Source organism: Rhizobium sp. FKL33, assembly GCF_005222915.1.
Lineage (GTDB): Bacteria > Pseudomonadota > Alphaproteobacteria > Rhizobiales > Rhizobiaceae > Rhizobium_E.
The window spans coordinates 25,538-45,270 of the sequence record NZ_STFX01000038.1; the positions used below are offsets into that span (position 1 = coordinate 25,538).

Below are 19,733 nucleotides of genomic sequence, written 5' to 3' on the forward strand. Positions count from 1 at the left end.
CGATCGCCCGATTAACTGACCACAGCGAAACGAAATTGACAACTCTGTTTTCGGCGTCCGAGACCTAAAATTTTTAAGTCTGAGACGCCGATGCATTTTCGGTGGGGGGTCAAGCCGAATAGGTAACGCGCCCGCCACAGACGACGAGCGCCGGCGTGACGCCATAAACATCCTGCGGATCGCGGGCTTCGAGATCGGCGCCGAACAAGGTGAGATCGGCGAAATAGCCCGGCTTGATCATACCCTTGCGATCCTCGCTGAATTCCGCATAGGCGCCCTCGGCGGTATAGGCGGCGAGCGACTCTTCAAGCGTGAAGCGCTGTTCGGGATCGCTGTCCTGCCACGTGTCCCGCGTCATCGCCGCCTGCACGGAATAGAGGGGGTCGATCGGCGACACCGGCCAATCCGAGGCGAAGGGAATATGCGCGCCGGCGTCCTTGATCGTCCGCCAGGCATAGGAATAGGCCCAGCGATCGCGCCCGATCATCGAAATCGTCGGCTCGAGCGCCAGAGACATCACGCCCGGCGCATGCGCCGGCTGCATCGAGGCGATGACGCCCAACTCTTTGAACCTGCCGATATCATCGGGATGGATGACTTCGATATGCTCGATGCGGTGGCGGCTGTCGCGCGGGCCATTGGCCTCGCGCGCCGCCTGATAGGCGTCGAGCACAGCGCGCACCGCGCCGTCGCCGATGGCGTGCACGGCGATCTGCAGGCCCCGGCGATCAGCCTCGATCACCACGTCGCGGAACTGGTCGGGCTCGAACAGGCTTTCGCCATAGGCGTCGGGCTTGTTGGCGTAGGGCTCGATCATCACCGCCGTCCAGCTGTCGATCACGCCGTCATGGAACAATTTCACCGTGCCGGATGAGAGAAAATCGGAGTTGTAGGCCTCCGCCATCGCTGACGCCTTTTCCAGCATCGGCAGGTCCATGAAACTCTTGTAGTGGAAGGGAATGCGCACCCGCAGCGGCAGGAAGCCGTCGCGCTTCTCGATCTCGGCGAGCAGTTCGAGCTGGTAGAGATTGCCGTCCATGCATTGCAGCGAGGTGAAGCCGTGCCGGGCGCAATAATCGAGCCCGCGCCGCATCACGGCGATGTCCTTCTCGTATTCGTCGCCTTCAGGATAAGGATCGGGCTCGCCGCCGGTGGCGAGACCGAGCCGGTAGCGCTCGAAGCCCGAAGCGCGCAACAGCGGACCAAAGGCCTCCATCTCGCGCAACTCCCCGGTCGCCAGTCCGTCCTCGCCCATCACCACTTCATTGCCCGGACGAACCTTGAGCCCATGCAGGAGCCCTCCGAATTCCAGCGCCTTGGTGTTGGCCCAGAGCGTATGATGATCATGGGCGAAAACAGCGAAAGGGCGGTCCGGGAAGATCCGGTCGAGGTGATGACGCGTCATGCGCTCGTCGCCCAGCACGGTGTAATTGGCGCCCTGACCATAGAGCACCGCCTCATCCGGCATGGCGGCGCCGTAAGCGAGCGCCTTTTCCTTCAGCGCCTCGAAGCCCTCGACGCCCGCAAGCTGCAGATGGTCGAGCTCTGCGGCGCCGGAGAAGAGGTGCAGATGGTTTTCCGAAAGCCCGGGCGTCAGCGTCTTGCCGCCGGCGTCGATGATCCGGGCGCCCTTGTCCGCAATCGCCCGCATGGCGGCGTTCGAACCGACGCCGACGATCCTGCCATCGGCGACATAGACCGCTTCGGCGCGCGGATTGGCCGGGTCCATGGTCAGGATGGACGCGTTTTCGATCAGGATGGGGGTGATGCCGGACATGAGCGACTCCGAAGGCTGGCTGATTCTGGTTAGGCTTAGCAGATCCCCATAAAAACCACAGGCGCGCGCCAGAGGGCGCACGCCTAAAAAAGATCGGGGCTCAGACCTCTCAAATCCGCGGCAGATAGGTGCGGTAGTCGAAGTCGGAGACGGTGCGAAGAAAGGTCAGCGCTTCCTTGCGCTTGGTGTCGGCATAGAGCTTCTGATATTCGCTGCCGAGAATGTCGCCGATGAAGGCGGAGGACGCGAAAGCCTCGACCGCTGTCAGGAAGTCATGCGTCAAACGCTCGGGATTTTCGGGACCGCCTTCGGGCGAGGTCGCCGGACCGGGATCGAGCGTCTCTTCCAATCCGAGCAGCATGCCGCCGAGAATGGCGGTCAGCAGAAAATAGGGATTGGCGTCGGCGCCGGCGACGCGATGCTCGACGCGCGCGCCCGGCCCATCCTTTTCTGGAATGCGCACCGCCGTGCCGCGATGGCTGAAGCCCCAGTCGATATCGACGGGCGCAAAAGAGCTGGGCTGGAAGCGGCGATAGGAATTGGCGAAGGGCGCAAACAGCAACTGGCTCTCGCGCATGGTCTTCAGCATGCCGGCGGTGACGGATTTGAGGAGCGTCGGCTCTCCGCCCTTGGCGTCCAGCACATTGCGTCCGTCCTTGTCGATCAGGCTCGCATGCACATGCAGGCCGGAGCCGGCCTGATCGGAATAGGGCTTGGCCATGCAGGTGGATTTCAGCCCCATCTTGCGCGCCGCCTGCTCGACCACCCGCTTGAGATAGATGCAGTCATCAGCCGCCGCCATGGCGTCGGCCTTGTGGTTGAGGTTGATCTCATACTGGCCAGCGCCGAATTCCGCCGTGGTGGCGTCGGCCGGCAGGCCCATCTCGGCGCAATAAGCGCGCACGAGATCGAGATAGGGCTGCATGCTGTCGACCGCGTCCATCTCGTAAAGCTGGAAGCCGTTGGGCGCGCCCTTGCAGGTAAGGATCGACGGCGGCATGGGCACGCCGGTCTCGCGGCTCGATCCCTCCATCACGTAGAATTCGAGCTCGGTGGCCACCACCGGCGTCAGGCCCTTGTCCTTGAAGCGTTCGAGAATCGCAGCCAGCTTGGCGCGCGGATCACAGAAATGCGGCGCGCCCGACAGCGTGTGCATCGTGGCGAGCGTCTGGCTCGATCCCTTGGGCGCCCAGGGCATCGGCCGATGGCTGGCCCTGTCAGCTATGACAGCTCCGTCGGGATCGCCGAGCGTCAGGGAGATCTGGGTGAGATCGTCATTGTCGTCGCCCCAGATGTCGAGCGATTGCGTGGAGGCGGGCAGCCGCACGGCGCCTTTCCAGACCTTGTCTTCGGCCTCGATCGGGATCTGTTTGCCGCGCAGGCGGCCATTCATGTCGACCAGAAGAATTTCGATGCGCGGCGGCGTCGCGGGGTTCGATTGGCCGGCGTCCGGTCTCGATGATGTCATGATGGAATTGGGCCTCGCTGAGCAGGTTTATCTGGCGAAACGGGCAAAAAGCCGCAGATCTCTTGCCAAAATCGTGAAGTCAGGCCAATTTGGTAACTGATAACACGTCGCCTTTCAATCAGGCAAAACCGCCGCATGCCCCGCCTTGCATCCCTCCGGAGCCGGGAGGGCTTTCTGCGGCAAGGGGGAATGACATGACCAGAACCGCCGCGCTCTCCAACATCGCCGCCATCGACGCAGCCCACCACATCCATCCCTTCTCGGATATGAAGAAGCTGAACGAGGCCGGCTCCCGCGTGATCGCCCGCGGCGAGGGATCGACCATCATCGACACCAACGGCAAACGCTATCTCGACGCTTTCGCCGGCCTGTGGTGCGTCAATATCGGCTATGGCCGCACCGAGATCGCCGACGCCGTGCGGGCGCAGATGGACGAACTGCCCTATTACAACACCTTCTTCGGCACCACGACGCCGCCGACCGCGCTCTTGGCACAGAAGGTGACGGCCCATGCCGGCCCCAACATCAACCATGTCTTCTTCACCAATTCCGGCTCGGAAGCCACCGACACCTGGTTCCGCATGGCGCGCGTCTACTGGGCGGCGCTCGGCAAACCGGAAAAGACCCATTTCATCTCCCGCCGCAACGGCTATCACGGCTCCACCGTCGCCGGCGCCAGCCTCGGCGGCATGAAATACATGCATGAACAAGGCTCGCTCCCGATCGAGAAGATCCATCATATCGGCCAGCCCTATTGGTATGCGGAGGGCGGCGATCTCTCGCCGGAAGAGTTCGGCGTGAGGGTCGCCCGCGAACTCGAAGCCAAGCTCGACGAACTGGGCGCGGAAAATGTCGCCGCTTTCGTCGCCGAACCGATCCAAGGCGCTGGCGGCGTCATCGTGCCGCCCTCGACCTACTGGCCGGAGATCGCCCGCATCTGCAAGGAACGCGACATCCTGCTGGTCGCCGATGAAGTGATCTGCGGCTTCGGCCGCACCGGCAGCTGGTTCGGCCATCAGCATTTCGGCTTCGAGCCGGATATGGCGCCGGTCGCCAAGGGCCTGTCCTCGGGCTACCTGCCCGTCGGCGGCGTGCTCGTCAGCGACCGCGTCGCAAGTGTGATCATGCAGACCGACTTCAACCACGGCTACACCTATTCCGGCCATCCGGTCTGCGCCGTCGCCGCGCTTGAAAATCTCCGCATCATTGAAGAGGAAAAGCTCGTCGAGCGCGTGCGCGACGACATCGGCCCCTATTTGGCTAAAGCGTGGCATGCATTCGCCGATCACGATCTCGTCGGCGAAACCCAGGCCGTCGGCCTGATGGCCGGCCTGCAGATGGCCAAGGACAAGAAGACCCGCGAGCGCTTCGAAAAGCCCGACGCGATCGGCACCTGGGTGCGCAATCACTGCGTCGAAAACGGCCTCATCCTGCGCGCCACCGGCGACCGCATGCTCGCCTCGCCGCCGCTGATCATCACCGAAGAGGAAGTGGATTTCATGGGCAAGACGCTGAAGGCCGCGCTGGATGGGGCGTGGAAAGAGTGGAAGTAAGAGCAAAGTTGCGGCTGGCCCCTCATCCGGCTGCCGCCACCTTCTCCCCGCACTGCGGGGAGAAGGGCGAGCGTGGCGCGGTCGGCGCTCCATCCTCCTTCGCCCCGCGATGCGGGGAGAAGGTCCCGGCAGGGGGATGAGGGGCCTTGCACGCCCGCGAACCTGAGCAAGCCCCGCTTGTCACATCCCTGACGCCTCCATCCGCTACCCACACGCAAGCCTCACATGGGAGCCGCACATGAAGTTCATCCACGTCACCGATCTTCATCTCCTCCCCGAGGGAGGCGCGCTCTGGGGTCTCGATCCCTTCGAACGGTTCGAGGCCTGTCTCGCCGATATCGAGGCGCATCACGCCGATGCGGCGTTCGTCGCCATCACCGGCGACCTCACCGACAAGGGCGATGAAGCGTCCTATCAAAGGCTCAAGGATCGGCTCGCGCGTTTCCCCCTGCCCCGCCATCTCATTCTCGGCAATCATGACGACAGGGCGAATTTCCGCTCCGTGTTCTCCGACCGCCCCCTGGATGAAAACGGCTTCGTCCAGTTCGCCATCGAGGCGGATGGCCGGTCGCTTCTGTTCCTCGACACGCTCAAGGGACCGCCCTCGTCGGCCGGTCTCTATTGCCCGGCGCGGCGCGAATGGCTGGCAGAGCAACTGGATGCGGCCGACGGCAAGCCGGTTTATCTCTTCATGCATCATCCGCCTTTCGGCATCGCCCATCCGCTGATGGACAAGATCATGCTCGATGATCCCGAGGATTTCGCGGAAATCATTTCGGGCTATGATGTCAGGCATATCTTCTTCGGCCATGGCCATCGCGCCGTCTCCGGCGTCTGGCGCGGCATCGGCTATTCCGCCCTGCCTTCGACCAATCACCAATTGCCTTTGGTCGGCGGATCGGTGGAAACAGTCTATAGCGACGAGCCGCCGGCCTATGCCGTGGTTCACCTGAGCGAAGAACAGACGATCATCCACAACGACGCCTTCCTCGACCGCCGTCCCGCAAGGATGCCGGTGGAGGCAGAACGAGACGACTGGTATTGATCGACAGGCGTTTCAGCCCTCCGCCGGCAACACCCGGCCGGGATTGAGGATGCCGTTCGGATCAAGCGCCGCCTTGATCCGCCGCATCAGGGCGATTTCCTCCGGGCTGCGGCTGTGGCCGAGATAGGCCCGCTTCAACCGTCCAACGCCATGCTCGGCCGAGACGGCGCCCCTGTAAAGCCTGACATGGTCATAGACGATGGCGTCGACGGCGTGATGATCGGCCTCGTCTGCTTTTCCGACCGAAATGCAGAGATGAATATTGCTGTCGCCCATATGGCCGAAGACCGACACATGCGCCTGCGGATAAGCGGCGAGCATCTCGTCGGTCACGGCCTTGGAATAGGCGTCCAAATCGCCGATCGGCAGGCTGACGTCGTAATTCATCAGGTCCGGCAGATGGTCGAGCGCATAGCCCTCGCGCACTTTCCAGAAGTCGAGCCGCTGCTTCTCCGATTGGGCGATCACCGCATCCGAAATCAGCTCCTGTTCGAACGCCGTTTCGAGAAAAGCTTCGATCGAGGCAGCGCTTGTCTGCTCGATGAGCACGACGAAGGGCGGGGTTTCCTCGAAGAAGCGCAGCCCTTCGGCCTTTGAACTGAACTCGAAGAAGACCCGCCACATCACCTCATAGGCTGACAATCCCGCCATACCCTTGCGCGCCGCATGCAATAGCGACACCGCGGATTCATAGTTATCCACCGCGCAAAGGCAGGTTTCCCGGCCCTCGCCGAGAGGCTTGAGCTTGAGAACCGCCCGCGTGATGACCCCAAGCGTGCCTTCCGAGCCGATGAACAGCTGCTTGAGGTCATAGCCGGTATTGTTCTTCTGCATCTTGTTGAGCGAGGAGATCACCGTGCCATCGGCGAGCACCGCTTCGAGGCCGAGCACATTGTCGCGCGTGACGCCATGCGAAATGACCCTGACGCCACCGGCATTGTTGGCGAGATTACCGCCGATCTGACAGGAGCCGCGCGCGCCGAGATCGATCGGCAGCAGGAAGCCTGCCTCCTCCGCAGCCTTCTGCGCCGTCTCCAGCACCGTCCCCGCCCATACCGTTATCGCGCCCGCATCCCGGTCGATCTCTTCGACGCCGGCAAGACGATCGAGCGACAGCGCCACGTCGCCGGCCTCGGGATTGGCGCCGCCGGCAAGACCAGTCATGCCCCCTTGAATGGTGACCGGCCACCGCGCCGCGTTGCAGAGTCGCAGCGCCTCAGACACCTCGGCGACCGTGCGCGGCCGGAGATAGATCAAGGGCATGGCGTGCCCGGTGCGGCTCTCGTCGGACCTGGCTTTGCCCGGGATACGGTCTCCGTTGAACACGACCTCCTCCCCAAGCGTGTCGAGCAGATCCTGCAGCAAGGGGTCGGAGGGTTGGGTCATGACGGTCTCAAGGTTTATGGAGAAAAGAGGGTAGGTCCGAAAGCGTCGCCGCGCCGACCTGCTGCATCGTGCCGAACAGCTCCTGCTTGAGCACGTCGATCAGATGCGCCGGGCCCTCGTCGCTGACAGCCGCGGCGAAGAGGAAGGGTCTGCCGAGAAACACATAATCGGCGCCGAGCGCGATCATCCGGGCAATGTCGAGGCCGGAGCGCACGCCGCCATCGACCATCACCAGCGCTTCCGGCCCGAGCTTCGCCCGGATCTTCGGCAGCATGGCGGCGGACGACGGCGCAGCGTCCAACTGACGGCCGCCATGATTGGAGACGATGACGCCATCGGCGCCGGCGGCCATATAGATGGCGGCCTCATCGGGATCGAGCACGCCCTTGACGACAAGTTTTCCGGGCCATTGATCACGGATGCGCTTCAGCCGGTCGGCGGTGATGTGGCCGGACAGGATCTTGCCGAGAAAGGCGCCGAGCTGGGTGATGCTCAGACCCGGCGGCGCATAGGGTTCGAGATTGCGGAAATGCGGCATGCCGTATTGGGCCAACCGCAAGAGCCAGCGCGGTCGCGTCAAGACATGCGACAGTGTCCGCATCGTAATCTCAGGCGGCACCGAGAGCCCGTTGCGGATATCGCGGTCACGCCGGGTCGGCGCGGGAATGTCGACGGTGACGACCAACACCTGATAGCCGGCCTCGCGCGCCTTGCGGATCAGATCGCTCTCCATCTCGGGATCGTTGGGCGGATAGAGCTGGAACCAGCCACTCGCGCCGGAATGCCGTTTCATATCCTCGAGCGATTGCGTCGCATGCGTCGACAGCACATGCACGATGTTCTGCGCACGGGCGGCGGCGGCGATCGGCTTTTCGCAGCCCGGCCAGATCAGACCGTTCAACCCCATCGGCGCCACGCCGAACGGCGCATCCAGTTGCGCGCCGAACAGCGATGTCGAGAACAGAGGAACATCGGCCTCGCCGTTCAAATAGCGCGGCATCATCTGCACCGCCTGGAGATCGTCGACATTGCGCCGGACATTCTCTTCGGGGCCGATCCCGCCGGTCATGTATTCCCAGGCGAAGCCCGGAATGCGTGTCCGGGCTTCTTCTTTCATATGCGCCACCGAGGGGTAGCGCCGGCTCAAATCGGCCATCAATGCCTTCCTGCGTGTCAGGCGGCTTCGCGCTTCAGGGCCTGCGCCATGCAGTGGATTCCGCCGCCGGTCTTGGAAATCTCGCTGGTGTCGACGGCGGCCACTTCGAAGCCACGCGCCTTCAACTGCTCGATCAACGTTTTGCTCGTGGTGGGGGCGATGATGCGGTCCTTGCCGAGCGCCATGAAATTGCAGCCGAGCGCCATCGTGTCCTGGAACGGCACGTTGACGATCTCATGCCCCTTGTCCTTCAGCCAAGTTACGATCGCGGGATCGGTGCAGTCAAGGCAAACGGCGGTCAGCTTCTCGGCGATCGGCACCACCATCAGGTCGATATGAACGTAATATTCGTCGATGAAGGCGAGCCGCGTTTCCCAGCCTTCCTTGTCGAACCATTCTTTCACCTGGCGGGCGCCTTCTTCCTGGGTTCGGGCGCCGCCGCAACCGATCAGCACCACGCCGTCTTCGATGACGTTGAAGTCGCCGCCTTCGAACGTGCCGGCGGTGACCATGTCGTAGATCGGGATGCCGAGTTTCTCATAGGTGCGGATGGCGGCGTAATTCTCGCCGCGCCGCCACCATTGCGCCATGGCGGTGATGATCGCGCCATAAGGGGTCATGACCGAGGAGTCGCGGCTATAGACCTGCATCGGCAGTTCCGGCGTCGGCTCATGCCAGTGAATGCGCACGCCGAAATGTTCATAGGCCGACACCAGCTCCTTGTGCTGCGCTTGCGCCACCTGAATGTTGCAGGGGTTCTCGCGCAGATGCTTGCGCGACAGCGAACTGGTGGCCATGTGGCGGAGATAGGCCGGCGAGCCGAGCAGCACATCGGTCAGCGGATCGGTTTCGTTCTGAAAGCCCCAGGCGGTCAGCCTGGGGGTGTTTCCGGTGAGGCTGCGGCGCTGAAGTGAGAAAGGCTCGTTGAAGGGGCTGGTCATGATCGGGTCTCCTGGGTTTCGGGGGCAAGGGTCGAAGGTCGAGGGATCAAAGAGAGGGTATCCACCAGTCGCGACCGCGCGGCGTCTCGATATATTCGGGCCAGCGGAACTGGATGGGCGGGTCGTAATCGCAGAGCGGGGCAAGCCATCGGTCGCCGCTGACCCCGCCGCCGGTGCGGGCGTCGAACTCGGCTTTGGCGGCGGCGCGCGCGGCGGGATCTTCGAGGATGCGCAAGCCCGCATGCGCCAGCACTTTCGCCGCCGTCGTCACCATTGGGTCGATGGTCTCGGGGATGCCGCCAAGCGCATTCATCGCCCAGGCAGGATAGCGAAAACCATTCGGTCCCTTGAGCGTGGGCCGGGCGATGTAGAAGCGGGCGAGCGGCGCGTGCCAGCTCATATCGGTGTAGTCGTCCGAGGTCGAATGCGTCTGCGACGGCGCGAGATCGCGGCGCAGGATCGCCTCGGCCTCTTCGGGATCAATCAGCCTCTCGCATTCGTCGAGGAATGGATTTTGCATCGGCTCGACGCCACAATTCTCTTGTACGGCGCGAGCGATCTCGCGGGCCGGCTCATCCCACTGAGGCGCCCCCACCGCCTGGATCGTCTCCCACACCGTTCCGGCCAAAGCGAGATTGGGCAGACCGGGCCGAGATTTGCACACCCAATGCCGCTCGACCCGGCAGCCTGACATTTTCGCCGCCGCCTCGGAATTGCGGTCGAGCACAGCGATCACCTGCTCGGCCATGTCGATCGTTGGCATGCGCAGCATGTACTGGATCTCGGCGAGCCCAGCCGGAAGATTGTCTGCGGTCGCCTGCCCAGCGGTCAGAATGGCTTCAGACACCGACCACCCACCCATATGCGGCAGCATGGATTCGCGCAGGCCCTTGGAAGACATATACATCAGCATCAGTGCGTCATTGGCGCCCGGCGCGCGCACGGCGGAATGCGCCTGCGGGATCGGCGCGCCATCGGAACGTCCCCAACCCTCGGGCTCATCGCAGATGAATCGATAGATCATCGAATAGGCGGCGCCGCAATGCGTCTCCAGCCGAACCGTGTTGCACATCGGCAGCATATAGAAAGGATGGAAGGACAGGATGGCGTCGAGCCCGTCATAGTAACCCTTGGCGGCATGGATGGGCTTGGAGCCGCGCACCTTTTCGGCCGCCTCGCCGGTGAAGCGAAGCGTGCCCTTGACGTCATGCCGCTCCATCGCCGATTTGATGGCGAACAGCGCCGCGAGCCCCGCCGTGCCGAGACCCGAATGCGGATCCGTATGCCCACCGGCGTGAACGCTGAGACCCTCGCGCGGCCGCTTTTCAACCGCCGCCGCCTGGCAGTTGCCCGGCACGGCGTCGTATTCGGCGTAGAGACCGAGCGACGGGCCGGACCCATTGCTCCACTCGGCGGCAAAGGCGGTCGGCATGCCGGCGGAGCTTTCCTCGACGGTAAACCCGTTCGCCCGGAGGATCTTCACATACCATTCGGCGGAGCGATATTCGCGCCAGGCCGTCTCGCCGAAATCGAAGATCGTCGCGGTCCAGGCGGAACGCGTCGACGACGTCGCATCGATTTGGGCTAGGGCATGGGCTTGCGCCGCTGTATCGGCCATGGCCTATTCTCCTCGGGTATCGCTGTCACTGGCCACTACAGCGCAAGTCGCTTATTCGAAAAAGTGAATTGTTTTCCGGGCTCGTGCAAATTCGGTTCACCAATGCCCAAGATTTGGCTAGCCTTGGGTCAGCATGGGAGACTGATCATGACCCGTATTCCCTCCACGCAAGCGCTGCGTGCTCTGGAAAGCTTCGCCCGCCACGGCTCCGTCTGGAAGGCGGCCGACGAGCTCAATCTGACACGGTCGGCCGTGAGCCATCAGTTACGCCTGCTCGAACGCGATCTCGGCTTCCAGCTTCTCAACCGAATCGGCACCAAGGTGGAACTCACCGAACAGGGCCTCGGCTATGCGCTGGATGTGCGCAAAGCCTTGACCACGATCGCCGGCTCGGCGGTCCGCCACGCCAATCGCGGCGTCACCGGTTCGGTGAAGGTCTCCTGCCCGCCGGGCTTCGCCTCCAGCTGGCTTTGCGCCCAGGTGGGCGGCTTCACCGAGATCCATCCCGATGTGCGCCTGTCGATCACCACGCCGGGCCGCCTCGACGACGTCTCCAATCCCGATGTCGACGTCTTCATCGCCTTCGGTCATGGCCATTGGCCGGAGATGCAGGTGGAACTGCTGGCCGAGGTGGAGTTCACGCCGCTCTGCAGCCCGGTCCTTCTCAACAGAGGAGCGGCGCTGTCGGGCCTGGCCGATATCGGCAAGCTCACGCTACTCCATCTTGTCGATCACGAAGACTGGGAGTTTTTGCTAACGCAGGCCGGGCTGGACCGATCGCTGGCGCAAAGCGGCATCGTGTTTTCGGACATGAACCTGGTCTATGCCGCCGCCATGGCCGGTCAGGGCGTAGCGATGGGCGATGAATTTATTTGCCGCAGCGCCATGGACCTCGGCCATCTCGTCCGCCCCTTCGACATCAACATCCAGTCGAGCCGCGCCTATTATCTCGTTGTCTCCGAAGCCAAGGCCGACAATCAAAGCGTCGCCGCCTTTTCCTCCTGGTTAAAATCGGAGGTGATGAAAAATGATGCAGCGCAGCGAAGAGCATGAGGCAGAAATGGCGGTGAAGGTGAATTTAATTTGTCGGTAGGGCGAAAAGATTTCGTTTGTGCAAGGGAAGCATCGCCCATAGGCTCCTCAAAAAAAGGGAACGGCGATGCAGACTGCGACACGGGCGGCCGAACTTTCCGCCCAAGGGATCGGCAAGACTTACGGGAATTTTAAAGCGCTTCACGATGTGTCCCTGACCATCGGACGCGGCGAGTTCCTGACGCTTCTCGGGCCATCCGGCTCCGGCAAGACCACCTTCCTGATGATCCTTGCAGGGTTCATCCAGGCGAATTCCGGAGCCCTCACCAGGGACGGGACAGACATTACCCGGCTGCCGGCCGAAAAACGCGGCTTCGGCATGGTGTTTCAGGGCTACGCCCTGTTTCCGCATATGACGGTCGAGAGAAACATCGCCTTTCCGCTGCAGGTGCAGGGCCGCAGTCCCGCCGAGATCAAGGCGCGCGTCGACCAGATGGTCGACACCGTCGGCTTGCGCGGCCATGAGAAGAAGCGCCCGGCCGATCTCTCCGGCGGCCAGCAGCAGCGCGTGGCGCTCGCCCGCGCGCTCGCCTTCGAACCCTCCGTGCTGCTGCTCGACGAACCCTTTTCAGCGCTCGATAAGAATTTGCGCGGCTCGATGCAGGAGGAAATGCGCCGGCTGCACAAGGAAACCGGCACCACCTTCGTCTTCGTGACGCATGATCAGTCGGAAGCGCTGGCGCTGTCGACCCGGGTGGCGATCTTCAACCATGGCCAATTGCAGCAGGTGGCGGCTCCTCGGGAAATCTACGACCGGCCGTCCAATCGCTTCGTCGCCGAGTTTCTCGGCGACATCAACATCCTGCCCGTCACCGACGCGATTTTCAGCGGCGACGGTTATGTGGCCCGTTGCGCCGGCGAGATCATCCGGCTTGCGCCCGACGCCGGCTCGCTGTCGAACACCATTGCCATCAGGCCAGAATATATCACGCTCACATCGACACGCGGCGCCGACGGCAACGCCCTGCCCGTGACTTTGACATCGTCGACCTATCTCGGCGGCGTCACCCGTTTCTCGGCCGTCACCACCGATGGCGCGGCCGTGGTGGCGGAATTGCCGACGCATCTGACGCCTGCGGATTTCGTTCCAGGCGCCCGCGCTTTCGCGTGCTGGCCTGAGGAGCGCGGCTACTTTCTCTGACTTTCCGGCCGGGCCTGATGGCCCGAGGGAATGCGCATGCCATAACCATAAAACAGAGGTGAACGACATGACTGACAATTTCGAGAAAGACTGCCTTGATATTCTGGAAGCGAAAGCCGCGCGCGGGGAGATTTCGCGCCGCCGCTTCACCCAGATCGCCGCTTTCGTGCTGGCCGGCGCGCCGCTGGCGCTCAAGGCCAAGGGCGCCCAGGCCGCAGCCAACGAACTGGTCTTCGTCAACTGGGGCGGCGACGCCGGCAAGGCCTATGACGCCGCTTACGGCGCGCCCTTCCTCAAGGAAGCCGGCGTCACCGTGAAGCAGGACGGCTCCGGCCCGACCGAAGGCGCGATCGAAGCCCAGGTCAAGAGCGGCAAGCCCAGCTGGGACATCGTCGACGCCGACCCTTTCTCCGCCGAAGCGCTCGGCAAGAAGGGCCTGATGGAAGAGATCGACTATTCGATCGTCGACAAGAACAAGATGCGCCCCGGCTTCGGCTGGAAATATTCGGCCTCGACCTATTTCTTCTCCTACATCATCGCCTATGACGCCTCGAAATTCGGCGACAAGGTCCCGACCGGCATGGCCGACTTCTTCGACGTCGAGAAGTTCCCGGGCAAGCGCTCGCTCTACAAATGGGGCGCCGGCATGTGGGAAGCCGCGCTCCTCGCAGACGGCGTGGCGCCCGACAAGCTCTACCCGCTCGATCTCGACCGCGCCCACAAGAAGCTCGCCGCCTTCAAGGACAATGTCGTCTCCTATTGGGGCGGCGGCGCCGAAAGCCAGTCGGTGCTTCTGAACGGCGAAGCCTCGATGGCGCTGATCTGGTCGACCCGCGCCAGCCTCATCGAACAGGATTCCGGCGGCTCTATCAAATTCGTGTGGGACCAGGGCCTGATCTCGCCCGGCGCCATGGGCGTGGTGAAGGGTAATCCGGGCGGCAAGGAAACCGCGATGAAGTTCATCGCCTCGGCCCAGGATCCGGCCAAGCAGATCGTGATGTTCGACATGCTCGGCCAGGGCCCCGCCAACCCCGCCGCCGACGCGCTGATCCCAGCCGACAAGAAGCGGCTGAACCCTGTCGATCCCGAAAACATGAAGAAGCAGATCGCGCTCGACATGGCCTGGTACGAAACCAATTACGGTCCGGCGCTCGACGCCTACACCAAGATCATTTCGGCCTGACCTGAGCGTCTGCCCCTCATCCGACTGCCGCCACCTTCTCCCCGCACGCGGGGAGAAGGATGATGGTGAGCCAACCTCGCCAAACTCCCCCTTCTCCCCGTAATACGGGGAGAAGGTCCCGGCAGGGGGATGAGGGGCGGCGCACCACTTACATTTTTCCCGGAACCCCGCCATGCCGCACAGTCTCAAGCCCTTCGTCCTCATCGGCCCGCTGATGCTGTTTCTGGCGGCAGCCTATGTCATGCCGTTCCTCGGCGTGCTGGAATGGAGCGTGACGCTGCCGGAACCGGGTCTCCAGAACTACGCGACCGCCGCCAGCGATCCGCTGATCCTGTCGGTCATGGTCCGCACCTTCCGCATCTGCCTGATTGTCACGCTGGTGGCGGTCGCGGCCGCCTATGCGATCAGCTATATCTGGGTGCGCGGCACGCCGGGCCAGCGGCTCGCCATGGAGCTCTGTATTCTCATCCCCTTCTGGATCTCGGTGCTGACCCGCGCTTTCGGCTGGGTGGCGCTGCTCTCCAATCGCGGCCTGATCAACACCTGGCTGACCCAGCTCGGCGTGATTGCCGAGCCGCTGACCATGGTGCGCAACGAATTCGGCGTCGTGCTCGGCATGGCGCATTTTCTCATCCCCTTTGCGGTCTTCCCGATTGCCTCCTCCATGCGCAATCTCGACGAACGGGTGCTGCTCGCAGCCCGCGGCATGGGCGCGACGCCGCGGCGTGTGTTCTGGCAGGTCTATCTGCCGATGACCGCTGCGGGCATTTTCGGCGCCGCCATTCTCACCTTCGTCTTCTCGCTGGGTTTCTTCATCACGCCCGCCATCCTGGGCGGCGGACGCTCGGTCATGGCCGCTGAACTCATCTATCTCCGCATCTTCCAGAGCCCGGACTGGGGTTTGGGCGCCGCGATCAGCGTGATGATGATGATCGTGGTCGGCCTTCTGCTCTCCCTGCTCATGCGCTATGCGCGCCCCAGCGGCATGTTGAAGTGAGGTCACGCCATGTATAAGCCTTCCGCCCTCGCCGTCATCGCCGCCGCCTTTGTCGCGATTTTCCTGCTGATGCCGCTGGTCGCCGTGGTCCCGGTGTCGTTCACCCCGGCCCGTTTCCTGTCCATGCCCAATGGCGTCTGGTCGATACGCCACTATCAGGCGCTGGTCGCCGACCCCGCCTGGGCCCAGGCTGCCTGGCTTTCCATTCGCATTGCGCTGATGAGCACGATCTTCTCGACCGCGCTGGCGCTGGCCTTCGCGCTGGGCGTCTGGATGTTCCGCCCGTGGTTTTCGAGCATGTTGATCAGCTTCGTGCTGATCCCCATGGTGGCGCCGCCGGTTGTTTCGGCCATCACGCTCTATTTCTTCCTGACCTCGCTGTCGAAGATCAACGACTGGATCGGTTACGACACGCCGCTCGGCGTCGCGCTCGCGCATGCCGTGATGATCGCGCCCTATGGCGTGGTGCTGATCCTGGTGGCGCTGTCGCAGGTCGATCGGCGCATTGACCTCGCCGCGCGCGGCTTCGGCGCAGGCGTCTTCACCCGCGTTTTCAAGGTCATCCTGCCCAATATCCGCTTCGGCGTGCTGACCGCCGCCTTCATGGGCTTCGTTCTGTCCTGGGAAGAGATCGGCGTGACGCTGTTCATCACCTCGGTCAATGCCGTCACGCTGCCGCGCATGATGTGGATGGGCCTGCGCGACAATATCGATCCGGCCATCGCCGCGATCTCGGTCATCCTCATCGTTCTGGTGGCAATCGGCGTGATCGTCAAAACGCTGTTCTCCGGCGGCGAGAAAAAGCCTGCCGAGTGACTTGCCGCCGCCTTCAAATTATACAATTGTAGAATAACAGACTCGCAGACAGGGAGCGCGACGTGATCAGCACGGGCATGTATCTCACCAGGCTTCTGGAAGCCTATGGCGTCGACACGGTGTTCGGCATTCCGGGCGTGCATACGGTGGAGCTCTATCGCGGCCTCGCCGGCAGTTCGATCCGCCACATCACCCCGCGCCATGAACAGGGCGCCGGTTTCATGGCCGATGGTTACGCCCGCGTTTCGGGCAAGCCGGGCGTCTGCTTCATCATCACCGGCCCTGGTATGACCAATATCGTCACCGCCATGGGCCAGGCCTATGGCGATTCCATTCCGATGCTGGTGATCTCCACCGTCAACAGCCATGGCCGCATGGGCTCGGGCGAAGGCTGGCTGCATGAATTGCCGGACCAGCGGGCCCTTGTCGAAAACGTCGCCGCCTTCAGCTACACCGTCAACCGCCCCGAGGAGCTCGCGCCTGCGCTCGCCCGCGCCTTCGCCGTCTTCGACAGCGCCCGCCCCCGCCCCGTGCATATCGAACTGCCGATCAATGTCATGCTGGCCTCCGCCGAACATCTGACGGTTCCCCGCCAGATCGCTCGTCTCAGCCGGCCGGAGGCGAAATCCGATGACATCGCCGCAGCCGCAGAACTTCTGAATGGCGCCAAAAGCCCTGTCATCCTCGTCGGCGGCGGGGCGGTGCGTGCGGCCGACGAGGTCCGCTCGCTCGCCGAAATGCTCGACGCCCCCGTGGTCATGACCACCAACGCCCGCGGCCTTCTCCCCGTCGGCCATCCTCTCGCCGTGTCGCTGTCGGCGAGCTACTCCGCCACGCGGCAGATGATCGAGGCCTCAGACGTGGCGCTCGCCATCGGCACCGAATTCGGCCCAACCGATTATGACATGTATGAAGACGGCTTCTTCACCATTCCGGGCCGCCTGATCCGCATCGACATCGACCCGACCCAGATCATGCGCACCATCCTGCCCGAAATCGGCATCGTCGCCGACAGCGCCGAGGCCGCCGGACACCTTGCCGCCCTCATCGAGCCGGCGTCGCGCAACGGCTCGGCCCGCGCCGCCCATATCGCGACCAATCCCAACCAGGATCTCTCGCCGCAGATGCTGGGCGATCTCAAGATCCTGGAGACGATCCGCGACCGGGTTCCCGACGCCATCTTCGTCGGCGACTCCACCCAGCTCGTCTATGCCGGCAATCTCGGCTACGCCTCGGCCGCGACCGGCTCCTGGTTCAACTCCGCCACCGGTTACGGCACGCTCGGCTACGGCCTGCCCGCCGCGATCGGGGCCAAGCGCGCCGCGCCCGAACGGCCGGTCATCGCGCTTGCGGGCGACGGCGGCGTGCAGTTCGCCATCGCCGAACTGGCCTCCGCCATGGAAGCGCGTCTTCCGGTGACATTGCTGCTCTACGACAACAAGGGCTATGGCGAGATCAAATCCTATATGGTGTCGCAGAACATCCCGCCGCTCGGCGTCGACTTGTTCACGCCAGATTTCCTGGCGCTCGGCCAGGCCTATGGCTGGGAAACCACACGCGCCGAGACGCTGGACGACCTCTTCGACCTCGTCGAAGCGGCCGCCAAGAACACCGAGCCGACGCTCGTGCTGTTCGGCCCGGACGTGCGGGATCAGGCGGTGAAGGCGGGTTCTTGATGCTGCCGGTCTAGGCATGACGAGGTCGAATACCCCGCAGTCGTCATCCTCGGGCTTGTCCCGAGGATCTGCTGAGCAAGCGAGGAAACGCAAGTTCATCCGCTTGCGGATCCTCGGGACAAGCCCGAGGATGACGTCGTGCAAAAGGTTTCGCCCCTGAAAATATGATGAGCCAAACCCGAAAAGGGTCGGCGCGTTTGCGAGGGGCGAACAGATTTCATGACAAGGAAGAACACCATGACCCAGTTCAACCAACCCCTCGGCGGCAATGAGATGCCGCGCTTCGGCGGCCCCTCGACCATGATGCGCCTGCCGACGCAGCCGACAGCGGAAGGCCTCGACGTCTGCTTCGTCGGCATTCCGCTTGATATCGGCGCGTCCAACCGCTCCGGCACGCGGCTAGGGCCCCGCCAGATCCGCCAGGAAAGCTGCATGATCCGGCCGTACAACATGGCGACCGGCGCGGCCCCCTTCGACAGTCTGCAGGTGGCCGATATCGGCGATGTCGCGATCAACACCTTCGACCTCAAGAAGACGGTGGACATCATTACCGCAGCCTATGACGAGATCCTCAGTCATGACTGCATCCCGCTGACGCTGGGCGGCGATCATACGCTGACCTATCCAATCCTCCGCGCCATCGCCAAGAAGCATGGCCCCGTGGCGCTGATCCATATCGACGCCCATGCCGACATCAATGACGAGATGTTCGGCGAGAAGATCGCCCATGGCACGCCCTTCCGCCGCGCCTATGACGACGGCCTGTTGATCAACGACAAGGTCTTCCAGATCGGCCTGCGCGGATCGGGCTATTCGCCTGACGATTTCAACTGGGGCCGCTCCAAGGGCTGGACGGTGGTGCAGGCCGAGGACTGCTGGGGCAAATCCATGACGCCGCTGATGGCCGACATCAGGGCCAAGATCGGCGACGCGCCCGTTTATTTCACCTATGACATCGACAGTCTCGACCCAGCTTTCGCGCCGGGCACCGGCACAGTCGAGGTCGGCGGGCTCACCACCTGGCAGGCGCTGGAAATCGTCCGCGGCGCGGCCGGCCTCAACATCGTCGGCGGCGATCTGGTCGAAGTCTCCCCGCCTTTCGACCCCTCGGGCAACACCGCGCTGATCGGCGCCAATATCCTCTATGAAATGCTCTGCGTTCTGCCGGGCGTGAAAAGGATAGTCTGATGTCTGCTGCCCAGAACCGCGAACAGACTGTCCGCACGCTGATCGCGGCGCTGGATGATTATCTTGACCGTTTCAGTGGTGGGGGCGTGGCGGACGTCCGCGCCGGCATCACTCGTTTCCGCGACGGGCCGCTGCGGGAGAAAGCGCCAAACCGGATTGCGGCTGTCGAACACGTCGACGCGGCGCTCGGCTGGATGGCCGCCAACGGAGAGGCGCTGCTTGCCGGCGCCATCCGCGCCGCCATGCCCTATCTCGACTGGCGCGCCTATGATCCCTATCCGCGCGAGATCATCGGCGAGACCTACGCCACCAATCACTGCGCGACGATCCTGATCGGCGAACATGGGCTGATCCAGGCGGAGGATTTCGATCTCGGTCTGTTCGGCTTTGGCGCAAACATTCTCTACCGCGACCACAAACACGCCGCGCCGGAACTCTACGCCCCCTTCACCGGCCCGAACGGCTGGCGTTTCAGGCCCGGCGACCCGCTTGATTGGCGGCCGGCGCATGAGCCCGTCTGGAACGAAGCCTGGGCTCCGCACGCTTTTCGTTCCGGGGATGTTCCGTTTCTCTGCGTCTATGGCTGGACGAAGGATGTGAACATCCCGGCGGAAATGATCCTTTGCGACGATTGGGCCGCGATCGAAGCGGAAAACCCGCCTCTATCCGCCTGAAAGAGGCGGAAACGTCTCGGTG

General features: G+C 63.3%; 16 protein-coding genes. 10 read left to right on the forward strand and 6 right to left on the reverse strand.

The genetic code is table 11. The features are described 5' to 3' along the window. Positions 1 to 109 precede the first annotated feature (109 nt). Both E8Q41_RS21425 and E8Q41_RS21430 read right to left on the reverse strand, forming a co-directional pair. A complete protein-coding gene (locus E8Q41_RS21425) occupies positions 110 to 1,777 on the reverse strand; it encodes an amidohydrolase (RefSeq protein WP_137157607.1) in 1,668 nt (555 codons plus the stop codon). Between the two features lie 109 nt (positions 1,778 to 1,886). Continuing rightward, complete coding sequence (locus E8Q41_RS21430) at positions 1,887 to 3,245, reverse strand: glutamine synthetase family protein (protein ID WP_137157608.1); 1,359 nt, start codon at positions 3,243 to 3,245, stop codon at positions 1,887 to 1,889. A gap of 194 nt (positions 3,246 to 3,439) precedes the next feature. Between E8Q41_RS21430 and E8Q41_RS21435 the strand changes: the two genes are divergently transcribed. Continuing rightward, entirely contained in the window at positions 3,440 to 4,798 is a 1,359-nt protein-coding gene (locus E8Q41_RS21435; RefSeq protein WP_137157609.1) for an aspartate aminotransferase family protein, read from the forward strand. A gap of 238 nt (positions 4,799 to 5,036) precedes the next feature. Beyond that, positions 5,037 to 5,843, forward strand: coding sequence for a phosphodiesterase (locus E8Q41_RS21440; protein ID WP_137157610.1), 807 nt, complete (start codon positions 5,037 to 5,039; stop codon positions 5,841 to 5,843). A gap of 12 nt (positions 5,844 to 5,855) precedes the next feature. Here the strand turns inward: E8Q41_RS21440 and E8Q41_RS21445 are convergent, their stop codons facing one another. From E8Q41_RS21445 to E8Q41_RS21460, 4 genes are read right to left on the reverse strand one after another with little or no spacing between them, the layout of a single operon-like run. Beyond that, positions 5,856 to 7,229: an FAD-binding oxidoreductase gene (locus tag E8Q41_RS21445; protein WP_137157611.1), complete on the reverse strand. Its 1,374-nt coding sequence runs from the start codon at positions 7,227 to 7,229 to the stop codon at positions 5,856 to 5,858. A 7-nt stretch (positions 7,230 to 7,236) separates the two neighbouring features. Continuing rightward, entirely contained in the window at positions 7,237 to 8,385 is a 1,149-nt protein-coding gene (locus E8Q41_RS21450) for an alpha-hydroxy acid oxidase (RefSeq protein WP_137157612.1), read from the reverse strand. A gap of 17 nt (positions 8,386 to 8,402) precedes the next feature. Next, the gene (locus E8Q41_RS21455) at positions 8,403 to 9,326 is read right to left on the reverse strand and encodes a dimethylarginine dimethylaminohydrolase family protein (RefSeq protein ID WP_137157613.1); all 924 of its coding nucleotides are present in this window, start codon (positions 9,324 to 9,326) and stop codon (positions 8,403 to 8,405) included. Between the two features lie 46 nt (positions 9,327 to 9,372). Further along, the gene (locus E8Q41_RS21460) at positions 9,373 to 10,944 is read right to left on the reverse strand and encodes an amidohydrolase (RefSeq protein WP_137157614.1); all 1,572 of its coding nucleotides are present in this window, start codon (positions 10,942 to 10,944) and stop codon (positions 9,373 to 9,375) included. Positions 10,945 to 11,091: 147 nt separating this feature from the next. Between E8Q41_RS21460 and E8Q41_RS21465 the strand changes: the two genes are divergently transcribed. From E8Q41_RS21465 to E8Q41_RS21500, 8 genes are all read left to right on the forward strand, one after another. After that, positions 11,092 to 11,997 carry a LysR substrate-binding domain-containing protein gene (locus tag E8Q41_RS21465; protein WP_137157615.1) on the forward strand — a complete coding sequence of 302 codons (906 nt, stop codon included), beginning with the start codon at positions 11,092 to 11,094 and terminating at the stop codon, positions 11,995 to 11,997. 106 nt (positions 11,998 to 12,103) lie between these two features. Then, positions 12,104 to 13,177: an ABC transporter ATP-binding protein gene (locus E8Q41_RS21470; RefSeq protein ID WP_137157616.1), complete on the forward strand. Its 1,074-nt coding sequence runs from the start codon at positions 12,104 to 12,106 to the stop codon at positions 13,175 to 13,177. A 67-nt stretch (positions 13,178 to 13,244) separates the two neighbouring features. After that, positions 13,245 to 14,360, forward strand: coding sequence for an ABC transporter substrate-binding protein (locus E8Q41_RS21475; protein ID WP_137157617.1), 1,116 nt, complete (start codon positions 13,245 to 13,247; stop codon positions 14,358 to 14,360). A 172-nt stretch (positions 14,361 to 14,532) separates the two neighbouring features. Beyond that, positions 14,533 to 15,357: an ABC transporter permease gene (locus E8Q41_RS21480; RefSeq protein ID WP_137157618.1), complete on the forward strand. Its 825-nt coding sequence runs from the start codon at positions 14,533 to 14,535 to the stop codon at positions 15,355 to 15,357. A 9-nt stretch (positions 15,358 to 15,366) separates the two neighbouring features. After that, on the forward strand, positions 15,367 to 16,173 hold the full coding sequence (locus E8Q41_RS21485) for an ABC transporter permease (protein WP_137157619.1): 807 nt from the start codon (positions 15,367 to 15,369) through the stop codon (positions 16,171 to 16,173). A gap of 62 nt (positions 16,174 to 16,235) precedes the next feature. Then, complete coding sequence (locus E8Q41_RS21490) at positions 16,236 to 17,849, forward strand: 5-guanidino-2-oxopentanoate decarboxylase (protein WP_137157620.1); 1,614 nt, start codon at positions 16,236 to 16,238, stop codon at positions 17,847 to 17,849. Positions 17,850 to 18,086: 237 nt separating this feature from the next. After that, complete coding sequence (gene speB, locus E8Q41_RS21495) at positions 18,087 to 19,037, forward strand: agmatinase (RefSeq protein ID WP_137157621.1); 951 nt, start codon at positions 18,087 to 18,089, stop codon at positions 19,035 to 19,037. Further along, positions 19,037 to 19,711: a dimethylsulfonioproprionate lyase family protein gene (locus E8Q41_RS21500; RefSeq protein WP_137157622.1), complete on the forward strand. Its 675-nt coding sequence runs from the start codon at positions 19,037 to 19,039 to the stop codon at positions 19,709 to 19,711. The genes speB and E8Q41_RS21500 overlap by 1 nt, the downstream gene beginning before the upstream one ends. Positions 19,712 to 19,733: the final 22 nt, after the last annotated feature.

Bases quoted from the DNA above. Each gene is read 5' to 3' on its own strand.
- E8Q41_RS21425 (WP_137157607.1), bottom strand. From the start codon at position 1,777: ATGTCCGGCATCACCCCCATCCTGATCGAAAACGCGTCCATCCTGACC.
- E8Q41_RS21430 (WP_137157608.1), bottom strand. From the start codon at position 3,245: ATGACATCATCGAGACCGGACGCCGGCCAATCGAACCCCGCGACGCCG.
- E8Q41_RS21435 (WP_137157609.1), top strand. From the start codon at position 3,440: ATGACCAGAACCGCCGCGCTCTCCAACATCGCCGCCATCGACGCAGCC.
- E8Q41_RS21440 (WP_137157610.1), top strand. From the start codon at position 5,037: ATGAAGTTCATCCACGTCACCGATCTTCATCTCCTCCCCGAGGGAGGC.
- E8Q41_RS21445 (WP_137157611.1), bottom strand. From the start codon at position 7,229: ATGACCCAACCCTCCGACCCCTTGCTGCAGGATCTGCTCGACACGCTT.
- E8Q41_RS21450 (WP_137157612.1), bottom strand. From the start codon at position 8,385: ATGGCCGATTTGAGCCGGCGCTACCCCTCGGTGGCGCATATGAAAGAA.
- E8Q41_RS21455 (WP_137157613.1), bottom strand. From the start codon at position 9,326: ATGACCAGCCCCTTCAACGAGCCTTTCTCACTTCAGCGCCGCAGCCTC.
- E8Q41_RS21460 (WP_137157614.1), bottom strand. From the start codon at position 10,944: ATGGCCGATACAGCGGCGCAAGCCCATGCCCTAGCCCAAATCGATGCG.
- E8Q41_RS21465 (WP_137157615.1), top strand. From the start codon at position 11,092: ATGACCCGTATTCCCTCCACGCAAGCGCTGCGTGCTCTGGAAAGCTTC.
- E8Q41_RS21470 (WP_137157616.1), top strand. From the start codon at position 12,104: ATGCAGACTGCGACACGGGCGGCCGAACTTTCCGCCCAAGGGATCGGC.
- E8Q41_RS21475 (WP_137157617.1), top strand. From the start codon at position 13,245: ATGACTGACAATTTCGAGAAAGACTGCCTTGATATTCTGGAAGCGAAA.
- E8Q41_RS21480 (WP_137157618.1), top strand. From the start codon at position 14,533: ATGCCGCACAGTCTCAAGCCCTTCGTCCTCATCGGCCCGCTGATGCTG.
- E8Q41_RS21485 (WP_137157619.1), top strand. From the start codon at position 15,367: ATGTATAAGCCTTCCGCCCTCGCCGTCATCGCCGCCGCCTTTGTCGCG.
- speB (WP_137157621.1), top strand. From the start codon at position 18,087: ATGACCCAGTTCAACCAACCCCTCGGCGGCAATGAGATGCCGCGCTTC.
- E8Q41_RS21500 (WP_137157622.1), top strand. From the start codon at position 19,037: ATGTCTGCTGCCCAGAACCGCGAACAGACTGTCCGCACGCTGATCGCG.